This is a genomic window from Winogradskyella poriferorum (genome assembly GCF_050618035.1).
Lineage (GTDB): Bacteria > Bacteroidota > Bacteroidia > Flavobacteriales > Flavobacteriaceae > Winogradskyella > Winogradskyella poriferorum_A.
Map to the genome: position 1 here is coordinate 410,618 of NZ_JBODPY010000002.1, position 24,081 is coordinate 434,698.

The window sequence follows — 24,081 nt, forward strand, 5'->3', positions numbered from 1 at the left end:
TATCATATTTAAATCATAAAAATTGAAAACCAAGCAACCATATCTAAAAGGAAAATCTGTTTTTATAGTTTCATTATTTGTAATCGGAATTACAGTTCTTACCGTTTATCTCACTGGTATAAATTACAACCGAAGTTTAACGTCGAATCTCTATTGGTCACTTGGTATCATTGCCACAGCTTTATTCCTGTTTATGACGTATGGCCTTTACACAGCAATTGGGCTAATTGACGATTTTCCAAAATTTCAAAAGTTTGAAGGTGGTAATATCATCGGAAATGCCTCACCAACGTTTGATATCCCTTCAATTGATGTTGGAGATGGTATTGGCGGATTGCTTTTGTCCATTGTTTTATGGATTATAATGTCAATTCTGTTCGTTGTATTATTAGTTGTTCTTGAAGCTGTATTTTGGTTTTCTTTATTTATAATTTTAGCCATGCTTTATTGGATATTCTTTAGAGCATTAAAATTTGTTTTTAGTAAAACAAAAGACACAAGAGGTGACCTCGGAATTTCTGCAGTTTATGCCCTTACTTACACCCTACTCTACGTGGGCTGGATATTTGGGATCGTCTATCTCACTGAAATATTTAAATAAATGAACGAGATGCTTATAGAAAATTTTGCTTTAATTTATTTATTACACACGTCTCATTGCAATTTGCTATCTTTCAATAAACCACCAACCAATGATTAAATTCTTTAGAAAAATACGTCAGCGTTTGCTCTCTGAAAATAAGTTTAGTGAGTACCTGCTCTATGCCATAGGAGAGATTATACTTGTCGTTATTGGTATTTTAATTGCTCTACAGATTAATAATTGGAATGAAAGAAGAAAGATTGAGCAAAGTGGGAAGGAGTATATAAAAGAAATATATAAAGACTTAAAAATTGAGATCACTAATATTGATGAAATACTAAATAGTTTAAGTGAGCAATATGACGGAACTGAATATATTCTAAATGTATTTGAATCAAAAAATAAAGTAGTTACCGACACAGTACTATTTACTAAAAATCATTGGGAACCTAGACGATTATTTATTATAGACAGAGACTTAAACACCTTCGATAAACTTAAGAGTTCTGGTCAAAGCAGTTTACTTAAAAATGATTCACTTTCTAACTTATTAGACAAGTTTTATAAAAATTTTGACACACGTATTTCTAACTTTAAAGAATATCCACTGCAAATTAGAATGGATTTAAGACGCGCTAATTTTGCTATTGGGAATTTAAAAGACTTTAAATATGAATCAAAAAACGCTAAATTATCATCAGCTTATATCCAAGAGTATCTAAATAATGAGATCATATATGAGCACTTACTATCCATCTTAAGAACATGTAGATACAATACTACTTTTTTTAAGGAGCTTAAAGAGGAGGCTTTAGAATTGATAAACCTTATGGAAGCTAAATATCCAGAACTTAAAAATAAATAACATTCAACAATGGCCTTTAGCTATTGCTTAATCAAGCATCTGCAGAAAGTAAGACTGTTATAAACTATTTGATTATTTTTACCTTCATCTGAAAAAATAGATATTACTCTTTATGGTCATTTACCTCAAGCGAATTTTACTTTTCACATTAATTCTATTTGGGAATTACTGTTTTGGTCAATATTCTATTTCTGGATATCTAGATACGCCAGAAAAAAATAAACGCGTATATCTAAGTTTATTACAGTTTGATGAAATAAATGGCATTAGTCCAGACCAAATTATTACCTCCACCCTTACCGACAGTTTGGGTTATTTTTCTTTTGAGGGCAGTTTACTTTCAGATAAGCATGCCTTATACCGTATTTACTCAAACTTAGATGAGGATGTAGAAGGCGTGCAAAAATATGATATGGAAGATCTTAAGAACTTTCACAATTTTATTTTCTCCAATAATGACACCATTGTCTTTAAGAGGAATAGTAAATTCTGGTTTTCTAGTAATAGCAATACCAATCCTATCGATAAGGAATGGAATACCTATGAATCATATGCTAAAAAACTTCGTCAAGAATTCTCTGGTTTCAACAACCAAAAGATGATTAACCAAACTACCGATCAATATCTAGGTGAGCTAAAGTCTTTTGTAATAGAAAAAGAAACCCATCCTCTTACCACTTTAATTTTACTAGGAAGTCTACCAAAAAAAGCTTTTAAAAAAGACTTAGGAGATGACCCAGAGTTTTACGTTGAACTTCTTGGCCAGCTCAATGATTATTACGATACTTCTTCTTATGCGCTGCAGTATAGAAGTTTTTTAGATGATTTGTACAAGTCTGAAACCAAAAACGAATTGGTTTTATATAAAAAGTTAACTTATGGTTTAGCTATTTTAAGTGTTCTATTTTTTATTGGTATTGTATTCCTTATCCTTAAATTAAAACGTGCCAAAACCTTACAACAAGTACCTTTAGATTTTAGTCTTACCACTCAAGAAGAAAAGGTGGCTGAGCTCATGGTTGCAGATAAAACCAATAAAGAAATTGCCTCTGAACTTTTTATTTCTTTAAATACGGTAAAAACTCATGTTCGTAATCTCTATGCGAAGTTAGAAGTGAGCAATCGTACAGAATTCGTAGCTAAATTCAAAAATCACCCTAGGGATTAGCCCCTAAATCACCTCGGTTTTCCTCAAAATTTCTTGAGTCCTCATCTACATTTGTTCAAAAATCAAACGATTATGAACATAAAAACAACAATGCTAAAAGGCCTATTATTATTTACAGCAATAATCTTTGGGCAGACCACACAAACCATTAAAGTTATTGTACCGAATAATACGGATGAAGTTTACATAACAGGAAATCAAGAGTCATTAGGAAACTGGAATCCTAACCTTGTGAAAATGGAAAAAATATCCGATTATGAACGCAGTATCTCGGTAGTACTAACCTATCCAGCTGAATTTAAATTCACAAAAGGCGATTGGAATACAGAAGGCATCATTAAACAGTTAAATGATAATCCTAATCAGAAGCTAAAATCTCCAGATTCAAAAAACATATTTACTATAAAAGGATGGTCTAATAATATTGATGGCGAAGCTTTAGGTTTAGATTATAATATCAAATTTCTACCATCTCAATATGTTTTAGGTGGAGGGAGAAATATAAAAATAGTACTCCCAAACAACTATGACCCTAAGAATAAATATCCTGTTTTCTATATTAGCGATGGTGGTAGTAGAAACTTTGAAGTAGCAAAAAACTACTTAGAGACTATGGTTGGTGCACCCTATGAAATTATCCCTGAAACTATCTTGGTAGGTATTGAACATGGTATGACCAATGGCGAATCAAATAGAAATAAGGATTTGGATGTGAATTATCAAGAGACAGGACAACAGTTTAAAAATTTCTTATTTCAAGAATTGATTCCATATGTTAATAAGCAATATGCTACTTCTGGATTTAACGTCATGATCGGTCATTCTAATGGCGCTGAATTTAATCACTATTTATTCTTGGAAAAGGACAATCCATTTAGAGGTTTCATTTCTATATCTACCAATTTCTATGGTAAAAGAAAAAATAAAGATGTGGATACTCGCATGGGAGAAGCCATCAAAAATTATAATGGAAAAAACTTCTATTATTTTGTTGCAAATGCTACTTACGATTCTCCAGACAGAATCGAAGCTGGTGATGATTACCAAAAATTATATAAAGTAAATCAAAATACTAAAATTCAATTCAAAAAGAACGTGTATACCAGAAATCACAATTCTTTAGTGCCTGAAAGTTTGTTCGATGGAATCCGTTTTGTTTATAAAGACTATAAAGTTGTAGAAAAATACCAATCCTTTTATGACTATAGAGATCAATATGCAATCGATATGGAAAGTTTCTATGGTCTTAAGGTAAAATACAGTCTAAATGATTTAGAAAATGTATTAATGAATATCATAGAAACCAAAAATGAAAAAGAGCTAGATGCCTATTATGACTTTGTTGAAGAGAACAAATTATGGCAAAATGGAGTAATGAAAGAACCAGGAGGAATGGATGCTATGAACCAAGGAAATTTTTACTATCATATTGGAGCTTTAGAAAAAAGTTCGAAACAATATGGAAAAGCCCTGGAAGAACTAAACTTAACCGTAGAACCCCAAGTATACTTCGGTAACTTCCATTTCGTGATTGAGAGCTTCAAAAAATTAAAAGACTACGAAAGATTAATGGAGGTCTTAATTAAAAGTCGAGACTATGCTTCTACACATAAGATTTATGAAGGTGGCAATAAGGGAACCTTATTAAAACTACATTACTTGATTGCCTCTTTATCTGCTGAGCATAACATGGCGAAAGAAGAGGGTGAAAAAGCAAAGCAATATTGCATTGACAATTACTTTAAAAACAAGCTTTATACACTTGAAGAAATGAAACAATTGAGCATTTAATTTACTCCAAACTTATGAAAGTATTTAAACGACTTCTATTAGGACTATTTATACTGATAGTCACAGCAGGAACCATCAGCTTCTTTTACTTTAAGAATAAATTTTTAAGTGCACCACCTAATGAACTTACAATTTCAAACGTTGGGCAATCCTTTGATTTCATTTGGAAAAGTCATAAAGTTGGTGATAAGGTTATACCAAATTCATACATGTTTGTTCCTGTAAGTCTTCCTGGAATAGATCAAACATTTTATATGCAGTTTGATACTGGAGCAAAATCTACTGTTTTACTCTATGAGAATGTTATTTCAGTAAATGAAAAGTATGGGACTATTTTTCAAATAGACACTTTAGATAATCAGGTACGTGTTTTAGATGCAAAATTCAAAGTGGGTACTGTTGATGTTACAGCAAATTCTTTAGGTTTTAAAGGCCGAGGCACTGCAATTGATTGGGAAAATAATTCTTTTATAATACTTGGAACTGTTGGTAATGATTTTATTGAACAAAACCCAATAATCATTGATTATAAAAATAAAAACATGACTCTTATTGAGGCTACAGACAAAAGAATAATAAATGAAGATGATTTTTTACCCTTCACGTTTGATGGGCGTAGAATTTTCCTTTCAGCACAGCTAAACAATGAACCCATAGAATTATGGTACGATTCAGGCTCGAGTGCATACGAACTTATTGTGGATGAAGACACCTTTAAAGATATGTCTAAACCTAATTCAAAGATAACGACCTATGAAGGCTCCTCCTGGGGAAAAAAGACGAAGATTTCTAATGTCGCATCTGAAGGCATGTTTGAATTTGGAAATACCTCAGTTCCGCTAACCTATGTGAGCTATGTGGAAATACCTGGTACGGAAATGCTTCAATCTGTATTAAAGTTGGCAAACATCGGAGGTGATCTAGGCGGAATGACGGGAAACAAGTTATTCCTAGAAAAAACCTTGATTATAGATGCACCAAACTTAAGATATGCGGTAAAAAACTAGATCATGAAGAAAATAAAATTAAAAAGAATTATAAAATATAGTGTTGTAGCATGGGCATCACTAACAACTATAACATGTCTAGCGGCGATAATAAAGTACAATTTAGACCTGAATGCTTATATCGAACAGAGTGAGCCAATTAGTCAGACCAAAATAAAAACTTCACCAGATGGCACAGAGGTTTATGTTGTTGGATCCATGCATTTTGAAACTAATAATTTTAAAAGAGATGATCTCTATAACTATATGAGTAAAGTCTCCCCTTCTATTATTTTATTTGAAAGCGATAAACAAACCGTCAAGCGAATGGTTAAAAGAACTGATTTCCTTAATCAAATGATGAGTTCTTTCAAAAAAGGGAATAAAGTAGAAAGTTTTGTAGCACTAAAATATTTAAAACATCATCCTGAAGCTAAAGTTATAGGTTTTGAATGGGAAGAAAGAGATCTATTTCACTTAAAGTATAATTATAAAAACAACATGAGTAACCTTGTTGGAACAGCACTTAAACTAAATAAGGAAAAGGCGTTATCCAAAGAGGAGTCATTAATCATGGATAACTATCATAAAGTATCCAAGAAATACCTCAACCTTGGAAATTCTAAAACCCCTTACGACTTTAATAATCGTATTGCAGACAGTATTATTAAGATTAGACAAGCATATGTATACGATAAAATTCCCCAAATTTTAAAGACGAAAGATCTAACAGAGGAATTAAGAGAATTTCTTCCTGTTCATATGAGTTATTGGGATACTAGGAATATGGCCATGGTGAATAACATTATAAAGCAAATAAAAAATAATCCTAATCAGAGAATTGTAGTACTAACAGGCTACTCACATCGATATTATTTGATCGATGAATTAAAAAAACTACAAGAAGAATATCATTTTTCTGTGAGAGCGATATAATACATTTGCTTTGCCAGTTTGAGTATAATACTTTATTCCCCAAAACTCAAATTAATTAATTATCCTATCTTAGAGGAAACCGCCAACCGATGATTAAATTCTTTCGAAAAATACGTCAGCGACTACTCTCTGAAAATAAGTTTAGTAAGTACCTACTCTATGCCATTGGAGAAATTATACTTGTCGTTATTGGTATTTTAATCGCTCTACAGATTAATAATTGGAATGAACGGCAAAAAGATTTAGCTAAGGAACAATTAATCTTAAAACAATTACAAAAAGAGTACACAAGTAACCTTAAGCAATTAGATGAAAAGATTCTAATGCGAAATGAAGGCCTAGTGGCTTGTAACACCTTATTAGATAAAATTGATCATCCACAATCTATTAATGCCATCGAATTTTATAAAGCGTTATGGCAAATTGCAAGAGATCCTACATTCGATCCTATTGAGAATGATATTATTGGCACAGAAAAATTAAGGCTCATTCAAAATCAAGAGTTAGTGGAACTTCTTTCAAATTGGTCTTCAGAAGTATTTCAAGTTCAAGAACTCGAGCTACAATATCAAAAATATAGAACGGAAACCATTTTCCCTTGTATCACTAGATTGGGTATTATGAGAAATGTGAATGACATTCTTTGGAAAGATGGTTATACGCCAACTGAAGCTTTAGACAAAACCTATAACTATAAGTTTAGTATAGAGCCAACAAAAAAGGACGTAGATTTAAAAGAAGTCCTTAACGATGTTGAGTTGGAAGGTATCGTTAGCATGGTGATCACATTTAATCAGATGACTAATATGCAATCTCAAACCTTAAGAGATCGAATAAATAACATGTTACAAATTATTGAAAATGAGATTGATAAATAATTTGACAAACAACAATATTCAATGACAGAAATTATTGATTTAAGTCAAGAAATTTATGAAGGCATGCCTGTTTATAAAGATCTGCCACAGGTAAAAATGACTATTCATAATTCGCACGAAGAATGGAATGGCATAAAAAATCCAAAGAACAAAACACCTGCTGTCCATAAATTAGAAATGGGAGAACATACAGGGACGCACGTCGATGCCATAAATCATATGCAAATTCAACATGTAGGCAAGTCTATTGACAAGATGCCTTTATCAATGTTCTACACAGAAGGCATTTGTTTAGATTTTTCACATAAAGGACTGAGAGATTTAATAGAACCTTATGAGATTGAAGAGTCATGCAATAAAGCCGGATTAGAAATTAAAAAAGGAGATACAGTTTTATTTTATACAGACCATTACAGAAAATACTTTAATAGTGAAAATTGGAGCAATGGACCAGGAATTTCCATTGCATGTGCAAAGTGGCTTGGTGACAAGGGTATTTCCGCTTTTGGAGTTGAAACCATGTCACCAGGTGTATCTGGTGTTTCAAACAAAGAAGTGCATCATATTTGTGGAGAAATGAATTTTACGCACTATGAGAATTTGATTAACCTTAATTTGCTCATTGGAAAAGGAAGATTTAGATTCATTGGTTTTCCATTAAAAATTAAAGGTGGTACGGGCTCACCTGTAAGAGCTGTCGCAATATTTAATTAAAAACGACCAATAACACTAAAAATAACATGAAACAAAATATACTACTCACCCTTTTACTAGTCCTTAGCTTTAATCTGGATGCACAAGATTCTAAGTTTAGTATTGAAGCCAATTATCCTACACCAATAGACGACAATTTTGTTGGTGAAGCTGTTGGTATCATAGATCTTGGACTCAAATACAAATTTGCCACAATAGATTTTGTAAGTGTTGGTGCCAGCTTTAATGCAGGTGTGCTTATTGACAATTCTAACCAAAATGAAGGTGCTTTAGATTTCCTTAGAACTATATTTGTTATTCAACCGAAAGTATTTGTAGAGCTCAACATACAAAACCTAGAAAAACTGCGTCCTTTTGTAGGTGTTGGCTATACGTTTTTAAATTTTAAAATATCAGGGACCTTGAACAGCGAGGATGTCTCTGGTAGAACAGAAAATTTAAATGGTTTTGGCCTTAATCTTGGTCTTGCTTATGATATTAGCAACAAGGTCTTTGTACAAATTCAGTATGATTTTACGAAGGTAAGTGTAGATAATGATGTACCAGATATTCCCTTTAATACCAATGTGAACTTACTCAAGGTTGGTGTTGGGCTAAAGTTATAAGATATTAGAGTAAATTTAAATCCTTAGTTACTGGCAAGACAAAGAATGAAGAAAACAATTCAAATATTAATCTCTGTTTTAATTCTGAGCGATTGTTCCAATAATTATGATGATAAAAAAGTAAATGAATGGATAATAGATAACGCTGTTGATATTAAAACAGTTGAAGCAAGCACAGGATTTGATGATCTTGTAAAACTTGACGAGTTTGTTGATAATGCTCGAATTGTATCTCTAGGAGAGCCAACACATGGTAACCGCGAAGTATTTCAGCTAAAGCATCGTCTTGTTGAATATCTAGTTACACAAAAAGGCTTTAATATCTTTGCTTTAGAATGCCCTTTTGGTGAAGCTTTCGATGTTAATCGCTATGTGTTAGATGGTATTGGTGATCCTAAAAAAGCATTAGCTGGTATCTATTATTGGACATGGGACACAAAAGAATTACTCGAACTTTTAAAATGGATGCGTTCTTACAATGCCAACCCAAATAATGTAAAAAAAGTCAAGTTTTATGGCTTTGACACCCAGGATCCAGAACGCGCTGCAAAAGTAACGTTAACCTACTTAAAGAATGTAGATCCCGACCTTGAATTGGCTGTGCGCCCACAATTAGGCAGTCTAGAAATACCATTTTCAGATCCAAGAGGATTAGGTAGAAGACATTGGATTCCTAAGGAATATGACTCATTAGCTTTAAAGGCAATTAAAAAAGTTATGAAAGCTTTTAATACTAAGAAAATCGATTATGTTAATTCTTCAAGTTTAAAAGATTGGGAATTGGCTAAACAACATGCTCGACAAATCGAAATTTATATTTCGGATGGAGCAAATAAAGAGCTTAATAGAGACTATGGACAAGCTGAAAATATTAGATGGACTTTAGACAATGAAGGTGAAGATTCTAAAATGATAGTTTGGGCTCATAATTTTCATGTCAGTAATATGCTAATATCAGAAAATGATAATGAAGGTTTGGATTATAACGCCTATAAATGTATGGGCTATCATCTTAAAAAATGGTATGGTAATCAACTAAAAATTGTTGGCTTTTTTTACAATCAAGGAGAATTTTCAGCTTTAGACGAGCATATTCCTTCAACTGGCTTCAATACCTTTAATGTAGACAAAGCCAAAAAAGGGTCCTTGGAACATACATTGGTTAATGCTAGCTTAGATAGAGCCTTTTTAGATTTATCTAATGTCCCTAGTAACGGTCCTATATTTGACTTTTTCAACCAACCTATACCTACACGTTATTCTTGGGGATTCTACAATCAAAATAAGTCTGAGGATTATTATCAGATACATAAGCTTTTAAAAGAATTTGATGCACTAATTTTTTTAAATAAAACAACAGCGACTATTCCAATTGATGAATCAGATTACGATCACCTTTGGATATTCAACAAAAACCTTGAATACCCATCCAATTTAAATTTTGAAGAGGGAAGAATAGGTGAATCACCCAAAGATTGGATTTCATGGTCAAAGTTTAAGCGATTAGGTGTAACTATGACCACAAGTGAAGATGCTTATGCTGGCAATAAGTCCTTGATGGTGCAACGCCCAAAAGGTCCAACTTATGGCGAGATTGGCGCTAACGTATTTCAGTCAATTGATGCAAAACCTTACTTAGGTAAAACAATTCGGCTTAAAGGCGTAGCAAAATCTAGAACTGAAGAATCTTCATTTGCCTTTCTTCACTTGTTCGTAGAATTAAACACTGAAGATGAAACGTATTTAGGAGAGCCTCCCATTTTTGATAGTCTTGATAAATTTAGGATAAATAGCACGCATTGGCAGAATTATAGTATTGAAGCTCATGTGCCAGAAAATGCACATTCCATTACCTACAGTGTGCATTTAAAAGATTTTGGCACCGTATGGCTCGATGAAGTCGAAATTGAAATTATTGAATAATTAATGAAAAAGTTATTTATAATTGTTTTTATATCACATCTGCTACTTTCATGTACTGCAGATATGAATCCCTATTTTGGTTACAAACCAATAGGATATAATAAAAAACTTCACAAAGCAACTTGGCACGCGTATAATGCAGAATACGAATCAGGAGAATGGACTAAGAATGATTTAGATTGGATTTATAGTGTCAGTTTTAACGAAAATGGAAATATTATTGAAGCCAACACCTATGACGCCAACAATACCTTAAAATCGTCGAATAAGCTTAACTATTTTGAGGATAACAAAGTTATTTCAAAATTTTATGGTGCCAATGAAGAATTAAGTGGTCAAAGATTTTATGAACTTGTATCTACCGATAGATATGAGTATAAAGAAAATGAAACGGATGAAGCTTTAAGTGGCTATATAATTTTTTCAAATAATTACGGTAAGGATTCTAGATTAGTCCAAGAATACACTTTTCTTGATAATGATGCCTTTTTGGAGTATGAGTCTTTAACTGAGCCCAATAAACGTTACAAAAAGTATTTTGATGAAAATCAAAAATTGGTATATGAGACTCGAAATGAGTTTCTTGAATTTAATGCCCATGGAGATTGGACTAAAGCAGTTCGTTTTGATGAGGGCGAAGGTGAATTACAAATCCATTTAATTTATAGAGAATTTGATTATTATGATTAAAAAGTTTTTTAAGTATCCGATCAACTATTTGATAACTATAGTTGTATTATATTCCATCTACGATTACTTTGAACATATCGGAAGAAAAGGTTCCACTTTCGAGGAGCATCCTTGGTATTGGCTCATGTTTAACATAGGTGCAATACTATCATTTATTGTTGTTGTGTTTCTCGTAAAATATGGTGCGCAAAGAATTTTAGAAAAAAACAATTTGGTTGTTGAAGTTTTAGCTATAGGGATTTGGCTTGTGCTCTATATTACACTTCTAGGTCCTTTTATTGATCAACTCTTTTGGCCTTTTGATGACTTGAGTTTTAGATTCAAATTTGGCCCTGTTTTTATAATTCTTATTGGTTATTTCGTCATAAGATTAATTATAAATCTTATTGCTGGCAAAAACGCTTTATATTCGAAATAACAGCCTCGACTGTTAGTATAATTCCTTTAATACAGATTGGAATAAAACAATAAAAACTTCAACCTTTAGCGCGCTATTACAACTGACGATTATAGGTGGACGCTCTAAAGCATCTCACCTCGCGCTGGATAGCCAGAGCGTACAATAAAATCAACTGCTTTAACAAAAGACGCCAAATATGGTCGTCCCCAAGGGTTACTATTAGTAGCAGCATAATAGATTTTATTATTATCATCTATTAAGAAAAGTCCTGGCTCACTAAATAATTCGGGCTCTCCATCTTTTACACCAGAACTTAAGTATAATCCCCATTTTCTTGCCGAAGCTTCTGTTAATCCATAACCTATCTTAAGCTTTGGTAATTCCCATAGTTGACGAGATAGCCTTGCGCGTTTTTCGCTATCCATACTTACAGCAACAACATTTACACCTCTTTCTTTAAAATCTGGTAAAAGGTCTTGTAACTGCTTTAGGTATTTTTTGCACAATGGACAGTGTAATCCTCTGTAAAAAACAACTAATGTAAAACTCTCAGGTTGCTGTTGTGATAAATTCCATTGACTACCATCTAACAACGAAAATTCTAAGCTTGGGGCAGTATGTTTTGGTGTTGGTCTATTCATATCTCCTATAATTAAAAGTTACCTTTTAAATGTGCTTCAAACCGTTTAAAATCATTTTCTATTTCTGGATTCTTCATAACATCATAAGCCATAAAAGTCGGTAAAGGCTCGTACCCAAACCACTTAAAATTTAAATGCATTGGCCTCAGTAAGTCGTCTTCACTCATTCCATTAAAAAAGGTTTCTTCAGGATTATTAAAGGCCTCTTTCGGTGCATTGGCAGTAACAGACATCATATACTTTCCTTTTAACTTACCACCTAATCCATAATTCTGTTTTGGTGTTTCTCTACTTCTACCATCACCATCAGACATCTCACCCATCATTCCAATAGAAAACACCTCATCGATGTATTTTTTAAAGGACCAGCTTACACCCATCCAGTTTAGCGGTGTTTGAAAAAAGACTACATCGGCCCATTTAAACTTTTCAATTTCTTTCTGAACTTCATAAGCATCCTCCATTGTGGTTTTCTTTACCTCATAACCATTGTTTTTAAAGTAATGCTCTGCCTTTTCTGTTAAACTAGCATTTAATTTACCTTCAGAAAAGGGGTATTTTTGATGACCATTAATTATAAATATGTTTTTCATTCTAAATTTTTAATTACATTTGTTTCGCAAAGAAACTAATAATAGTTTACTAAAGAAACTAACATTACAGAACACAATGATTTTGTGGTAACCAAAAAGTAACTAATGGCTAGAAAGTATATCGATAATCCTAATGCCTGTTCATTAGTGCACACCATGAACGTTATTGGGAACAAATGGAAACCGATCATCCTATATTTATTATCAAATGGTTCTCTACGTTTTGGAATTTTAAATGTGCTGATACCAACGATTTCAAAAAAAGTGCTTACAAATCAATTAAAGGAACTCGAAAGTGACGGATTGATCTTAAGAGAATCTTTTGCAGAAATTCCACCAAGGGTAGAATATTCATTAACTGAGAAATCTAAAGGTCTAATGCCTGTGCTAAAGAATTTGAGCGCATGGGCGAATAGTGCCTATCCTGAAATAGAGTTTGAAGAATGTAGAATTATTGAGCACAAAGCGTCAGAACATAACAACGACTAACTATATCCGTTTAATCAATTCTGCAATGCACAATCTAGAAAAAGTACCTATTCGAAAATGAACTATTTAAAGCACACCTATTTTTTTGATTTTAATGATGATGCTGTACATCATTTAATTTCAGAATTTGAGTCAAATGAATTATCCGATAAAGAAAAAGCAATAGGTATGTACACTAAAGTACGTGATCATTTTAAATATGATCCTTACAGTATTACTCTAAGCGAAGAAAAGTATAGGTCGAGCCATATTGCTAAAAAGACCTCTGGTAATTGTGTTGAAAAGTCAATAATATTAGTCGCCTGCCTTAGAGCACTTAAAATTCCTGCACGTTTGCACTTAGGTAAGGTTAAAAATCATATTGCTGTAGAACGGCTAACCGAAAAATTTGGATCTAACGAATTAACACCGCATGGTATGGTTAATGTCTATCTCAACAATAAGTGGTTAAAAATGTCACCTGCTTTTAATAAATCACTTTGTGCAAAACTTAATATAGAACCATTGGATTTTGATGGTGAAAATGATTCATTTTTACAGCAATACAATAGTGAAGGAACACGATTTATGGAATATGTAGATGATTATGGCCATTTTGAAGATGTTCCACTAGATTTTATGGAAAGTAACATCAAAGCACACTATCCACATATTTTTGATACAGACGAAGACCTAAAAGAATTTAAACTTTAAAGAGATAAATATGAAGCGATTATTTGCACTTTGCACTACTCTACTACTATGTGCGCAAACCTACAGTCAAAAACCAAGAGCACGAGACCTAGGTATTCCGTTTGTAGGTAAAACTGGAGCGTTTAATGCGATTACCGATGTTAAAGGCGTCGAAGTTGGTTACAGCACTATTATTTCTGGAGATGGAGAAAACGTATTAGGGAAAGGCCCAATAAGAACTGGTGTCACTGCCCTATTCCCTAGAGGAAAAGCTAAGAAGTTTAGTCCGGTCTATGCCAATTGGTATAGCCTTAACGGAAATGGTGAAATGACTGGAACCACTTGGGTAACCGAATCAGGTTTTCTCGAAACACCAATAATGATCACCAATACCAACAGTGTTGGAGAAGTAAGACAGGCTGTATTAAAATGGTTTGTTGATACGGATTGGTATAGTGGCGAGAATTGGTGGTATACCTATCCTGTAGTTGCAGAAACCTACGACGGATTCCTTAACGACATTTACGGATTTCATGTCAAAGAAAAGCATGTTTTGGAAGCTATAAATAATGCAATTAGTGGTAAAATCGCAGAAGGTAATGTTGGTGGTGGAACAGGAATGACGTGTTTGGGCTATAAAGGTGGTACTGGCACAGCATCGCGTGTTTTTAGTATAAATGATAAAAAATACACTGTTGGTGCCATTGTACAATCTAACTTTGGTGCTAAAAGAAATCTATCCATTGCAGGTGTTCCTGTAGGTATAGCGCTTAAGGATACTTTAAATTATGAATTTAAAGCACCTCCAACTTCTAGAAGACAAGAAGGTGATGGTTCCATAATTGTAATTGTTGCAACCGATGTCCCTTTATTACCACATCAATTAAAAAGAGTGGCTCAAAGAATTCCTTTGGGTGTTGGCATTGTCGGAGGCCGTGGAAGTAATGGCTCAGGAGATATATTCTTAGCATTTTCAACAGCAAATGAAGGCGCTTTTAATCGTGATGAAATGACAACAGTAGAAACGATGTCCAATGATTTGCTAATGCCAGTTTTTGAAGCAACAGTGCAAGCAGTTGAAGAGGCCATTATAAATGCAATGGTCGCGGCAGACACTATGGAAGGTATTAATGGAAACAAAGCGTACGCCATTCCACACGATTTACTCGTTGAAACCCTTAAAAAATATAATCGTATTAAAGACTAAATTGTAACTACGACTTATTAGTCATCAATTCTTAGGCAGTGTTTCCCCTTCCATCCATGGAGCACCAGCCTTAACTAGGTCCTTAGCTAATTGCGATAATTTCCCATGACTCATTTCCAATTTTAACTGCGATGAACTTAACTGCTCATTAATAAGCTTTAAACCGTTTTTGTGATTGGTCGTTGGACCATAAGTTGAATGATCAATTCCTATTTGTAGAGAAAATAATCTACCCACTACTGTTGGGTTCGTTTTTTCTCCTGGTTCTGTTTTTGATTTTTCACCATTGAGCTCTTGGTCAATTTTTAAAAGCTCCATTCTTATATCTGCTAATCGATTATCATAACTACCTGCAATTGTAGGTGATTGATTCAATACCTTTTTCATGCGTTCTGCACGCGTTATGGAATTTCTTAAACTAATTTGGAGTGCAGAATGTAATCGTACAGCATCCTCATACTGACGCCAGAAATTGGTAACCACTTCAGGTGTAGCACCTTCTAAAGCCCCTTTGCGTAGCTGTACAACATCAAATTCTATTGGTTGTGACAAAGCTTTAACCTCACCATTTACTTGCTGAAACAATGAAGCCGTATAGGTGCCTGGTGCTACCATTAATGCTTTTGGTCTATCATCCCACATAGGTGCAGGTGGTTCTACCATTGAAACAGCATTAGGCGAAGGATATCTTAAATCCCAAGCGATTCTATGAAACCCTCTTTTGGTGTCTCCTGCAACACGTCTCACAACCTTGCCGTTGGAATCTTTTACCTCTACCCATACTTTTGGTGGATTTTGCATACGTTCTGCCTCTAAAGCCTCCCAACCAGGGAAAGCGATATCACCATTATTATTCTTCTCTTGAGCAGCTCGAATTTCCTGTTTTGTTTTTAAATCATCTTTTAAATAATAGGTAAAAACAGCACCAAATGGTGGATTGTCTGCTACAAAATGGTCTGCACCCTGATCTCCTTTTTTACCTTCAAAACCAAGATGTCCTCGAGGAATATACCACCATGCTTTTCGCGTAGAGAATAATGTCGCTTCATCTTGTAAAACAGTATCATTGACTTCGCGAAGTACGCTTATGTCATCAAAAACATAAAAACTACGTCCAAAAGAGGCTGCAACCAGATCATTTTCTCGTCGCTGTATGGCCAAATCTCTGAAAGATATAGTTGGGACACCACCTTGGAGTTTTACCCATTTCTGCCCTGCATTTGGAGAAAAATAAATACCAAATTCAGTACCTGCAAACCATAAATCTTTTTTCACATGGTCCTGTACAAGACGCCAAACTAAGTTACGTTTAGGTAAATTATTCTGAATAGACTTCCACGTTTTACCACGATTCGTACTTTTTAAAATGTAGGGTTGATAATCACCGTACTTGTGATTGTCCATGGCGACATATACTGTATTCGCATCATGTAAATCTGCCTTTATATCATTGATGTAAGGTGTTTTTGGTATTCCTTTTATAGAACTTACTTCTAACTTTCGCCAAGTTTTTCCATAATCTTCCGTCACTTGTACCAAGCCATCATCGGTACCAATGTATATTAAATTCTCATCTAGTGGTGATTGTGCAATAGAGGTTATAGTATTATAGTTAGACATAGCGTTTAAATCCCATGCGTTATCCCAACTCTGTTGTTTCCCCATAATGGGCAATTCTAAACGATTTTGGTTTCTTGTTAAATCTCCTGAAAGCGTGCGCCAGTCGTCACCACGATTATCTGAAACCCAAAGTCTTTGTGAAGCATGAAAAATACGTTCTGGTGCATGAGGACTTACCAAAATTGGGGCATCCCAATTATAACGTTCATAGACTTCATTTGCTGCAGGTTGTGGTTGAATATCCATCACCTCACCAGTGCTTAAATCAATTCGAGACAAGGTTCCCTCTTGTCGTTGACCATACATAATATTTGGATTTCCCGGTTCTGTAGCAGGCTGATGTCCATCCCAATCTAAGACTACCTTCCAATCTGAATTTTGAATACCATGAATATTGTCAGTTCGAGAAGGACCTCCCTCTGTAGAATTATCTTGTGTGCCTCCATAAATATTATAAAAGGGTTCAGCATCATCTACTGCAACTTTATAAAACTGCGTCAGGGGAAGATTTCCCATAAAACGCCAATTTTCCGCCAAGTCAAATGATTCATATACACCTCCATCAGTACCCATTAATAAGTAGTCAGGATCATCTTTTCTAAAGGCTAGTGCGTGGTTATCAGAATGCTTATGTTGTTCTTTTAAACGACGAAAACTCTTTCCACCATCATCCGAAACCTGGACACGCACATCCATTAAATACAATCTATCAAACTGATGCGGTGAAGCATATAGCTCTTGATAATAATGTGGTCCTGTTGCACCAGATACCGCATCAGACATTTTCTTCCAAGTTGAGCCACGATCTGTCGAACGGTAAACGCCTCCCTTTCTGCGGTCTAACTCAATAGCCGCATATAATACATCGGGCTTTTGAGGAGAAATGGCTAAACCAATTTTTCCCATATTGGATTTTGGTAAACCCGATTTGAGTTTTTCCCAAATCTCACCACCATCTGAACTGCGATATAACCCTGTACCTGGTCCTCCACCCATATAAGCGGCAACAGTACGATGTCTATCCCAAGTTGCAGCATACATTTGATCCGGATTACGAGGATCAACAGCAATATCGGTAACACCTGTCCATTCAGAGTTTCCTAAAGTACGTTTCCATGTTTTACCGCCATCTATGGATTTATACAATCCTCTTTCACCACCTTTAGTCCATAGTGGACCTTGTGAGGCGACCCATATAATATTAGAATTATCAGGATGAATAATAATCTTAGAAATATGATTGGACTTTTTCAAGCCCATATTTGTCCAACTCAATCCACCATCATCACTGCGATATACACCATCACCAAAAGATAAATGACGCCCTCCTACATTCTCTCCAGTGCCTACCCACACCACATGTGGATTATTAGGATCAACTGTTACGCATCCCGTAGCAAAAGAACCTTCATTATCAAATATAGGATGCCATGTGACACCAGCATTTATTGTTTTCCAAACACCTCCCGAAGCGACTGCGACATACCAGGTGTTATCATCTTCTGGATGAATGGCGATATCTGCTATGCGGCCAGACATAAACGCAGGACCTATACTACGAAGCTCTAGACCTTCAAAGTTTTCATCCGACCAAGGTTGAACGGTTTTATCTTGTGCAATAATTAAGGTTGAAAAGAGTAAGCTTAGGAGCACTGTGAAGTAATGGTTTCTCATGTTTAAATTTTTGTTGTTAGGATTGATTTTAATTATCAAGTGATTATTAATGTTTTTCTAATACAAGTCTTAGTAAAGTGTACTAACTAACTAATAATAAGAACAACACCTTTTATCATTGAAGAATTTATGAGGTATTAATGATAAAGTCTACTAAAGACGGTAAATAATTGTCAATTTCATTGGATTCGCGCGGTGATTCGTGAGAACCATTTGCAATTAAAATGAGTTCTGAAGTAATGCCTACAGCTTCTAATCTTGTATCTATTACGCAAGGTCCAAATTCCCAATTACCAGTTTCTAATTCTAAAGCATCGCAAGGTACAACGGCATCTAGTTCGCCATACACAGCAAACATGGGTACATCATTTGCTGTTATCCATAGATCATCCTGATAGGCTTCTTCTGTTCCAAACATGCTACCAGCAAAATTTAATATTCCTAAAATATCACTAGAAACTCCAGGATTACCCTGTTCGCCTTCCCAACTCTCAATGAGGTTTGGCACTACTGTTTCCAATAATGATTGTGGGACATCAGACTCTTGCCAATAGGCATGAATTAACGCATTATAAGCTCCCGAAGACCAACCTCCAACAAATATCTGATTGGCATTAATTTCCCAATTTTCTGCATTAGTTCTTAAGTAACGTATCGCTGCTTTACTATCTACCATACCTCTTAATATATTGGCAGTTGCATTACCCACACCATTGCGATAACGCGCTGTAGCAACAACAAATCCATAACTCGAGAGGCGTTCAGCAAGTTCATCGATTAAATTGAGGTTACTGCCTTCATAACCACCACCTCCATTGATCAAGATAGTTGGTTTATTAGAACTTATATTATTTAAAGGTTGATATATATTCATTAAATGCTGTGCATCTATACCATAACTAAGATCCGATGTCTTTAATACCGGGAATTTTTCACATGCATATAAAGGACAACTATTAATGACCACAAAATTTTCAGTTGTTGAATCTGAACCATCGTTAGTGGTTACAGTTAAGGTTGCAGAGAATTCACCGATAGTATTAAACACAATTGTTGGGTTTTGTTCTATCGAAGTCGATGGTGTAGCACCAGTAAAACTCCAATTCCAAGAAACAATTGGAGAGGAACCTGCATCTGAATTGTCAGTAAAAGCTACATTGTTCCCCGCTAAAAGCGCATTAGTATTAAATGAAATGGCAGCTGTTGGTCTTTCAGTCACTTGATTCATGGGTTCACTATCGTCACTACTAGAGCAACCGATAAACAAGAAAAATAGAAAAAGGGATAAAATCGGGTTAGGGTGGTACAATTTCATCTATGATTGGTTTTTGGTTGGTTCCATAATTTACAAAAATTATATTTATATCTGATATTAAAGCAGTTAGCTCATAATACCAAGATGAATTTAACCATTATGGACTACGCTTTTACATTTATAATATTATTGCCGAGAACCATCATATACTATAAGGTAACAAAAAAGTCATCGTGTCGTCTTTTTAATAAACCAACCTAAAAACGAAAATGCAAGAAATTAATTCAGCCCAAAAAAGAACTTGGAAAATCATTTTTCTTTTTCTTGCCATTGTTACCTTATTCAGTTTTCTATTCCATTATGCCATAGTGAACCTCTATCCTTCAAAAATTTATATTGGAGGGTTAATGTGGTGTCCTGCTATCGCTACATTCATTACATTAAAACTAATTAAACGTCCTATTTCATCTCTAAATTGGAACTGGGGGAACTGGAGGTATATAAGATGGTCCTATATTGTTCCAGCCTTATACGGTCTAATTAGTTATATATGTATTTGGAGCTTAGGATTTGGAAGTTTCGCTAATGATGAAGCCATTAAAAATTGGGGAAAAGAACTTGGTTTGCTAGGAATAGGAAATTTAAGTCCGATCTTAATTACAATCTTTGCAATTATTTTGTTGGGAACTGTTGAAGTAATAAGAGCTTCGGCAACAACTTTAGGTGAAGAAATTGGATGGAGAGGCTTTTTTATATATGAATTAAGAAAAGTCCTTTCATTTACAGGAGTCTCAATAGTAAGCGGTCTAATTTGGGCTACTTGGCATTGGCCTCTAATCGTATATTATGGAGATAATATAAGTTTAGAATTATTAACGTTTTATATTGTAATTGTGTCCATGTCATTTATGATGACTTACTACACCTTCAAGTCAAAGAGTCTATGGCCAGCCGTTATGTTTCATGCCGTTAGCAATGTTTATATTCAAAAAATATTACCAGAATTAACAATACAAAAAGAAGGTTTTGAGTTTTGGCATGGGGAATACGGTATTATGTTTGCAATCATAACCTTTATATTTGGTATTTATTTTTGGAGAAAAGGGGTAAAAGAAAAATTATAATATTTTGTCCTAAAAATCAATGCAATTAATATCATGAACAAGATTATATATCTCTACTTCTTTTTAGTTTTGAGTTGCGGAGAGACAAACAACTCAAAAACAGAAACAATATCAAAGCCTCTTCAAGAAAATCTAATTGCAGTCTTAGATACCATATGGAAAGCCGAGCAATTACCTATTAGATCACGAGATTCACTTATGAAAATTTATGGTGCAGACCACCAATTAGTAAAAGAACAGCAAGCCATTTATAAGAAAAATCACATCCTCAACGAAAGAAAAATTAAGCAAATTCTAGACACTTATGGTTGGCCTTCAAAAGAGCACGCTGGTGAAGATGGTAATTGGACCATATGTAATGTGATACAGCATTCAGATAATTCTGTCCGCATTGACTATTTACCTATGATGCGCCAAGCGGTTAAGGATAAAAAGCTAGAGCCACGATTTTTGGTACGAGCTGAAGACAGAATTGCTACAGAGAGAGGCGATCTACAAATTTATGGTGGACAGATGAAATACTATCCTGAAACCAAAAGCTTTAACTTGTGGCCTGTTTTTGAACCTGAAAATATTGATAAAAGAAGAACTGAAATCGGCTTAGATTCCATCGCTATTTTTCTTAAAAACCGTTTTGATTTCGAATGGGATCTTGAAGAACAAAAAAGACGTACAGAAGCGTTCTTAAGAGAGCGAGAGCAACAAGATTAAAGTTTCCTATAAAGTTTTTAATGTAATCACTATTTTAGTAATGCTATAATCAATTCATTATCAAGTCCCTATTATGAATAAAATATTAACTGCCATTATTTTATGTTCTGGTCTTAATTACTTTGTACACGCACAATTTGGTGCACGTGTCCTTAAAGATGAACAACCAAGAGAATCATTTGTAAAACTTGTCTATCATTCCATGAATGATAGCATCGTATCAGGATATGGTTTTCCCAATCCTACTTCAATTAAATATATAGTTTTTTCAAAAGAACAACCTAAAGAAGAGATTACTAAAAACTGGGAGAATATAAAGGTAAAATATGCTGAATTTTATTATAATAAACTCGCCATGCAGACCAAATCGGTTTATAAAATCAAGTACTCAGAAGAGAAATCCTTTCTAAGAGATACGCTTAGAGTTTATTATTTAAAAGGTAAAGGAGGTGGCAGTGCCAATGGTTTAGAAGCCTTAAGTTATGAAAATGAATGTGTCCGCTTTTTTGAGCCTATACGCTGGGAAGGTTTTAATGTATATGCAAAACCAGTTTATGTTCAAACCAAAGAATTAGAACCAATGAATAGCAAGACTCATTTTCTAAATTATAATAACAGTAGCGCCTTTAAACGCTCAAGCAAGCGTGTTTTTAAAGGCTGTAAAAAACTACTTCAGAATATAAATGAAGGGTCTTATTTTCCTAAATCGCGAAATAATCTAAAACAACTGGCAGATGATTATGAGACATTATGTCTTAAGAATTGAAAACACCATAAAACTTATTAATATGAAAATAAAATTTGTTGTATCACTCATATTTATTCTTTTAACGTTTAATGCTTGTAAAAAAGAAAATGCTAATCCAAATGAATTTGAGAATAAAACTTCTGTTTACTATGGTGGTGATATTCTTACCATGGAAGGTGATACACCGCAATATGTGGAGGCCTTAGTAGTAAAAGAAGGTAAGATTGTTTATGCTGGCGCATCATCTGAAGCTATGAGTATCGCAGGTTCTGGACACAAGATGATTAACTTAAATGGTAAAACTTTGTTACCTGGTCTCATAGATGGTCATGCACACTTTGGATCTTTCTCAGCCCAAGCTATTGGTGCTCAAATTTTACCACCACCAGATGCTAGTGCGAGCAACATTCCAAAAATGATAGAAATCCTAAAAGCATGGAATACACCAGAAAATAGAGCTTTAACAGGATGGATTTTTGGTTTAGGATTTGATGATTCAGTTCTTGAAGAGAAACGTTTCCCCACGAAATTTGAACTCGACGAGGTATCTAAAGAACATCCTATTATGATTATTCATATCTCTGGGCATTTTGCTGTGGTAAATTCTAAAGGCTTAGAACTACTGAATATCACTGCTGAAACCAAAGATCCTGATGGAGGTATTATAAGACGTACAGATAACAACGAACCTAATGGTGTTTTAGAAGAACTAGCAGGTTTACCACATTATGCTAAAGCGTTGACGCCTAAATCAGAAGAAGCCGCTAACCGTTTTTTCGAAGCCGGACAGGAAATGGCACTTTCTTATGGTTACACAACTGCTCAAGATGGAAGAACAATGGATCAAACCATGTTTGTGAAAGCGGCTGAAGCCAACGCCTTAAAACTAGATGTTGTATCCTATGTGGATTATGCCTTTGTCGATGCCATGATGCCAACGAAATGGAACAGTAAAACTTATAACAATCACTACCGTATTGGTGGTATGAAAATTACTTTAGATGGTTCACCGCAAGGCCGAACGGCTTGGCGAACTGAGCCTTATTTATTGTTACCACATGGTGTTCAAGCAGGTTATAAAGGTTATCCAGCATTTCCAAATGAGCAAGACGTTATTGATCTATTCAAAAAAGGCTATGAAAATAACTGGCAAATCTTAGCACATGCCAATGGTGATGCGGCTATAGATCAGTTTATTAAAGCTACTCGGATTGCAGGAGACACTTTTGGTAATGAAAATAGACGCACTACTCTAATCCACGGACAATACATTAGGACTGATCAATTGGACTCTTTAAAAACCTTAGATATAATTGGATCATTATTCCCTTTACATACATTTTATTGGGGCGACTGGCATAAAGAAATTATCGGTGAGGAACTTGGCAGCAAGATAAGTCCAGTGAGGACAGCACTGAATAAAGGTGTAAAAATAACTATACATACAGATGCACCAGTAGCTCTCCCTAACTTAATGCGTATGGTCGGGATTTCAGTAGAACGAAAGTCGAGATCTGGCGAAATTATAGGTGCAAATGAAAAATTAACACCATACGAAGCACTTCAGGCTATTACATCCTGGTCAGCCTTCCAGCATTTTGAAGAAGACACCAAAGGTTCTTTAACAGCAGGTAAACTTGCGGATCTGGTAATATTGGATAAAAATCCACTTAAAGTTGAAGAGGCAGAAATTAAAAATATTAAGGTGTTAGAGACGATTAAGGAAGGGGTAAGTGTTTACAAGAAATCTAACTAAATGCATCATATGAAACTAAATATGTAAATTTAGAATGAGTTCTGTCACGTAC

23 protein-coding genes are annotated in these 24,081 nt (G+C 34.4%); 19 read left to right on the forward strand and 4 right to left on the reverse strand.

The annotated features are described in order from the left end of the window. The first annotated feature begins 22 nt into the window (after positions 1-22). From ACRHOC_RS06690 to ACRHOC_RS06745, 12 genes are all read left to right on the forward strand, one after another. Positions 23-601, forward strand: coding sequence for a hypothetical protein (locus ACRHOC_RS06690; protein WP_431157813.1), 579 nt, complete (start codon positions 23-25; stop codon positions 599-601). Between the two features lie 91 nt (positions 602-692). After that, entirely contained in the window at positions 693-1,448 is a 756-nt protein-coding gene (locus tag ACRHOC_RS06695; RefSeq protein ID WP_431157814.1) for a DUF6090 family protein, read from the forward strand. 112 nt (positions 1,449-1,560) lie between these two features. Then, a complete protein-coding gene (locus ACRHOC_RS06700) occupies positions 1,561-2,616 on the forward strand; it encodes a helix-turn-helix domain-containing protein (protein WP_431157815.1) in 1,056 nt (351 codons plus the stop codon). A gap of 72 nt (positions 2,617-2,688) precedes the next feature. Further along, complete coding sequence (locus ACRHOC_RS06705) at positions 2,689-4,407, forward strand: alpha/beta hydrolase-fold protein (RefSeq protein WP_431157816.1); 1,719 nt, start codon at positions 2,689-2,691, stop codon at positions 4,405-4,407. Positions 4,408-4,421: 14 nt separating this feature from the next. Next, entirely contained in the window at positions 4,422-5,414 is a 993-nt protein-coding gene (locus ACRHOC_RS06710) for a hypothetical protein (RefSeq protein WP_431157817.1), read from the forward strand. Between the two features lie 3 nt (positions 5,415-5,417). Beyond that, complete coding sequence (locus tag ACRHOC_RS06715) at positions 5,418-6,329, forward strand: hypothetical protein (RefSeq protein WP_431157818.1); 912 nt, start codon at positions 5,418-5,420, stop codon at positions 6,327-6,329. A gap of 89 nt (positions 6,330-6,418) precedes the next feature. After that, the gene (locus ACRHOC_RS06720; protein WP_431157819.1) at positions 6,419-7,207 is read left to right on the forward strand and encodes a DUF6090 family protein; all 789 of its coding nucleotides are present in this window, start codon (positions 6,419-6,421) and stop codon (positions 7,205-7,207) included. Positions 7,208-7,228: 21 nt separating this feature from the next. Continuing rightward, positions 7,229-7,921, forward strand: a complete 693-nt coding sequence (locus ACRHOC_RS06725) for a cyclase family protein (RefSeq protein ID WP_431157820.1) — start codon at positions 7,229-7,231, stop codon at positions 7,919-7,921. Between the two features lie 26 nt (positions 7,922-7,947). Beyond that, the gene (locus tag ACRHOC_RS06730; protein ID WP_431157821.1) at positions 7,948-8,526 is read left to right on the forward strand and encodes an outer membrane protein; all 579 of its coding nucleotides are present in this window, start codon (positions 7,948-7,950) and stop codon (positions 8,524-8,526) included. Between the two features lie 45 nt (positions 8,527-8,571). Beyond that, positions 8,572-10,449 (forward strand): erythromycin esterase family protein, encoded by a 1,878-nt coding sequence (locus ACRHOC_RS06735; protein ID WP_431157822.1) that lies wholly within the window; start codon positions 8,572-8,574, stop codon positions 10,447-10,449. A 3-nt stretch (positions 10,450-10,452) separates the two neighbouring features. After that, a complete protein-coding gene (locus ACRHOC_RS06740) occupies positions 10,453-11,139 on the forward strand; it encodes a hypothetical protein (RefSeq protein WP_431157823.1) in 687 nt (228 codons plus the stop codon). Continuing rightward, positions 11,132-11,557, forward strand: a complete 426-nt coding sequence (locus tag ACRHOC_RS06745) for a hypothetical protein (protein ID WP_431157824.1) — start codon at positions 11,132-11,134, stop codon at positions 11,555-11,557. The genes ACRHOC_RS06740 and ACRHOC_RS06745 overlap by 8 nt, the downstream gene beginning before the upstream one ends. Positions 11,558-11,661: 104 nt before the next feature. On the opposite strand, the gene ACRHOC_RS06750 is transcribed toward ACRHOC_RS06745, so the two are convergent. Next, a complete protein-coding gene (locus tag ACRHOC_RS06750) occupies positions 11,662-12,180 on the reverse strand; it encodes a peroxiredoxin-like family protein (RefSeq protein ID WP_431157825.1) in 519 nt (172 codons plus the stop codon). Positions 12,181-12,191: 11 nt separating this feature from the next. Continuing rightward, on the reverse strand, positions 12,192-12,773 hold the full coding sequence (locus ACRHOC_RS06755) for an NAD(P)H-dependent oxidoreductase (protein WP_431157826.1): 582 nt from the start codon (positions 12,771-12,773) through the stop codon (positions 12,192-12,194). A gap of 105 nt (positions 12,774-12,878) precedes the next feature. Here ACRHOC_RS06755 and ACRHOC_RS06760 point away from each other — a divergent pair, with 105 nt between their 5' ends. Genes ACRHOC_RS06760 through ACRHOC_RS06770 form a run of 3 tightly spaced genes read left to right on the forward strand, consistent with a single transcriptional unit; the run spans position 12,879 to position 15,141 of the window. Then, positions 12,879-13,262, forward strand: coding sequence for a winged helix-turn-helix transcriptional regulator (locus ACRHOC_RS06760; RefSeq protein WP_431157827.1), 384 nt, complete (start codon positions 12,879-12,881; stop codon positions 13,260-13,262). Between the two features lie 57 nt (positions 13,263-13,319). Continuing rightward, positions 13,320-13,955: a transglutaminase-like domain-containing protein gene (locus tag ACRHOC_RS06765; RefSeq protein ID WP_431157828.1), complete on the forward strand. Its 636-nt coding sequence runs from the start codon at positions 13,320-13,322 to the stop codon at positions 13,953-13,955. Between the two features lie 10 nt (positions 13,956-13,965). Then, the gene (locus tag ACRHOC_RS06770; RefSeq protein WP_431157829.1) at positions 13,966-15,141 is read left to right on the forward strand and encodes a P1 family peptidase; all 1,176 of its coding nucleotides are present in this window, start codon (positions 13,966-13,968) and stop codon (positions 15,139-15,141) included. A gap of 24 nt (positions 15,142-15,165) precedes the next feature. Here the strand turns inward: ACRHOC_RS06770 and ACRHOC_RS06775 are convergent, their stop codons facing one another. Continuing rightward, positions 15,166-18,435: a VPS10 domain-containing protein gene (locus tag ACRHOC_RS06775; protein WP_431157830.1), complete on the reverse strand. Its 3,270-nt coding sequence runs from the start codon at positions 18,433-18,435 to the stop codon at positions 15,166-15,168. 127 nt (positions 18,436-18,562) lie between these two features. Next, the gene (locus ACRHOC_RS06780) at positions 18,563-19,750 is read right to left on the reverse strand and encodes a PKD domain-containing protein (RefSeq protein ID WP_431157831.1); all 1,188 of its coding nucleotides are present in this window, start codon (positions 19,748-19,750) and stop codon (positions 18,563-18,565) included. Between the two features lie 209 nt (positions 19,751-19,959). On the opposite strand from ACRHOC_RS06780, the gene ACRHOC_RS06785 reads away from it, so the two are divergent. The 4 genes from ACRHOC_RS06785 to ACRHOC_RS06800 all read left to right on the forward strand — a co-directional run bounded on the left by ACRHOC_RS06785 (position 19,960) and on the right by ACRHOC_RS06800 (position 24,029). Continuing rightward, positions 19,960-20,814, forward strand: coding sequence for a CPBP family intramembrane glutamic endopeptidase (locus ACRHOC_RS06785; RefSeq protein WP_431157832.1), 855 nt, complete (start codon positions 19,960-19,962; stop codon positions 20,812-20,814). 33 nt (positions 20,815-20,847) lie between these two features. Then, positions 20,848-21,525 carry a DUF6624 domain-containing protein gene (locus ACRHOC_RS06790; protein WP_431157833.1) on the forward strand — a complete coding sequence of 226 codons (678 nt, stop codon included), beginning with the start codon at positions 20,848-20,850 and terminating at the stop codon, positions 21,523-21,525. Positions 21,526-21,598: 73 nt separating this feature from the next. After that, a complete protein-coding gene (locus tag ACRHOC_RS06795; RefSeq protein ID WP_431157834.1) occupies positions 21,599-22,291 on the forward strand; it encodes a hypothetical protein in 693 nt (230 codons plus the stop codon). A 22-nt stretch (positions 22,292-22,313) separates the two neighbouring features. Then, the gene (locus tag ACRHOC_RS06800; protein ID WP_431157835.1) at positions 22,314-24,029 is read left to right on the forward strand and encodes an amidohydrolase; all 1,716 of its coding nucleotides are present in this window, start codon (positions 22,314-22,316) and stop codon (positions 24,027-24,029) included. Positions 24,030-24,081 lie beyond the last annotated feature (52 nt).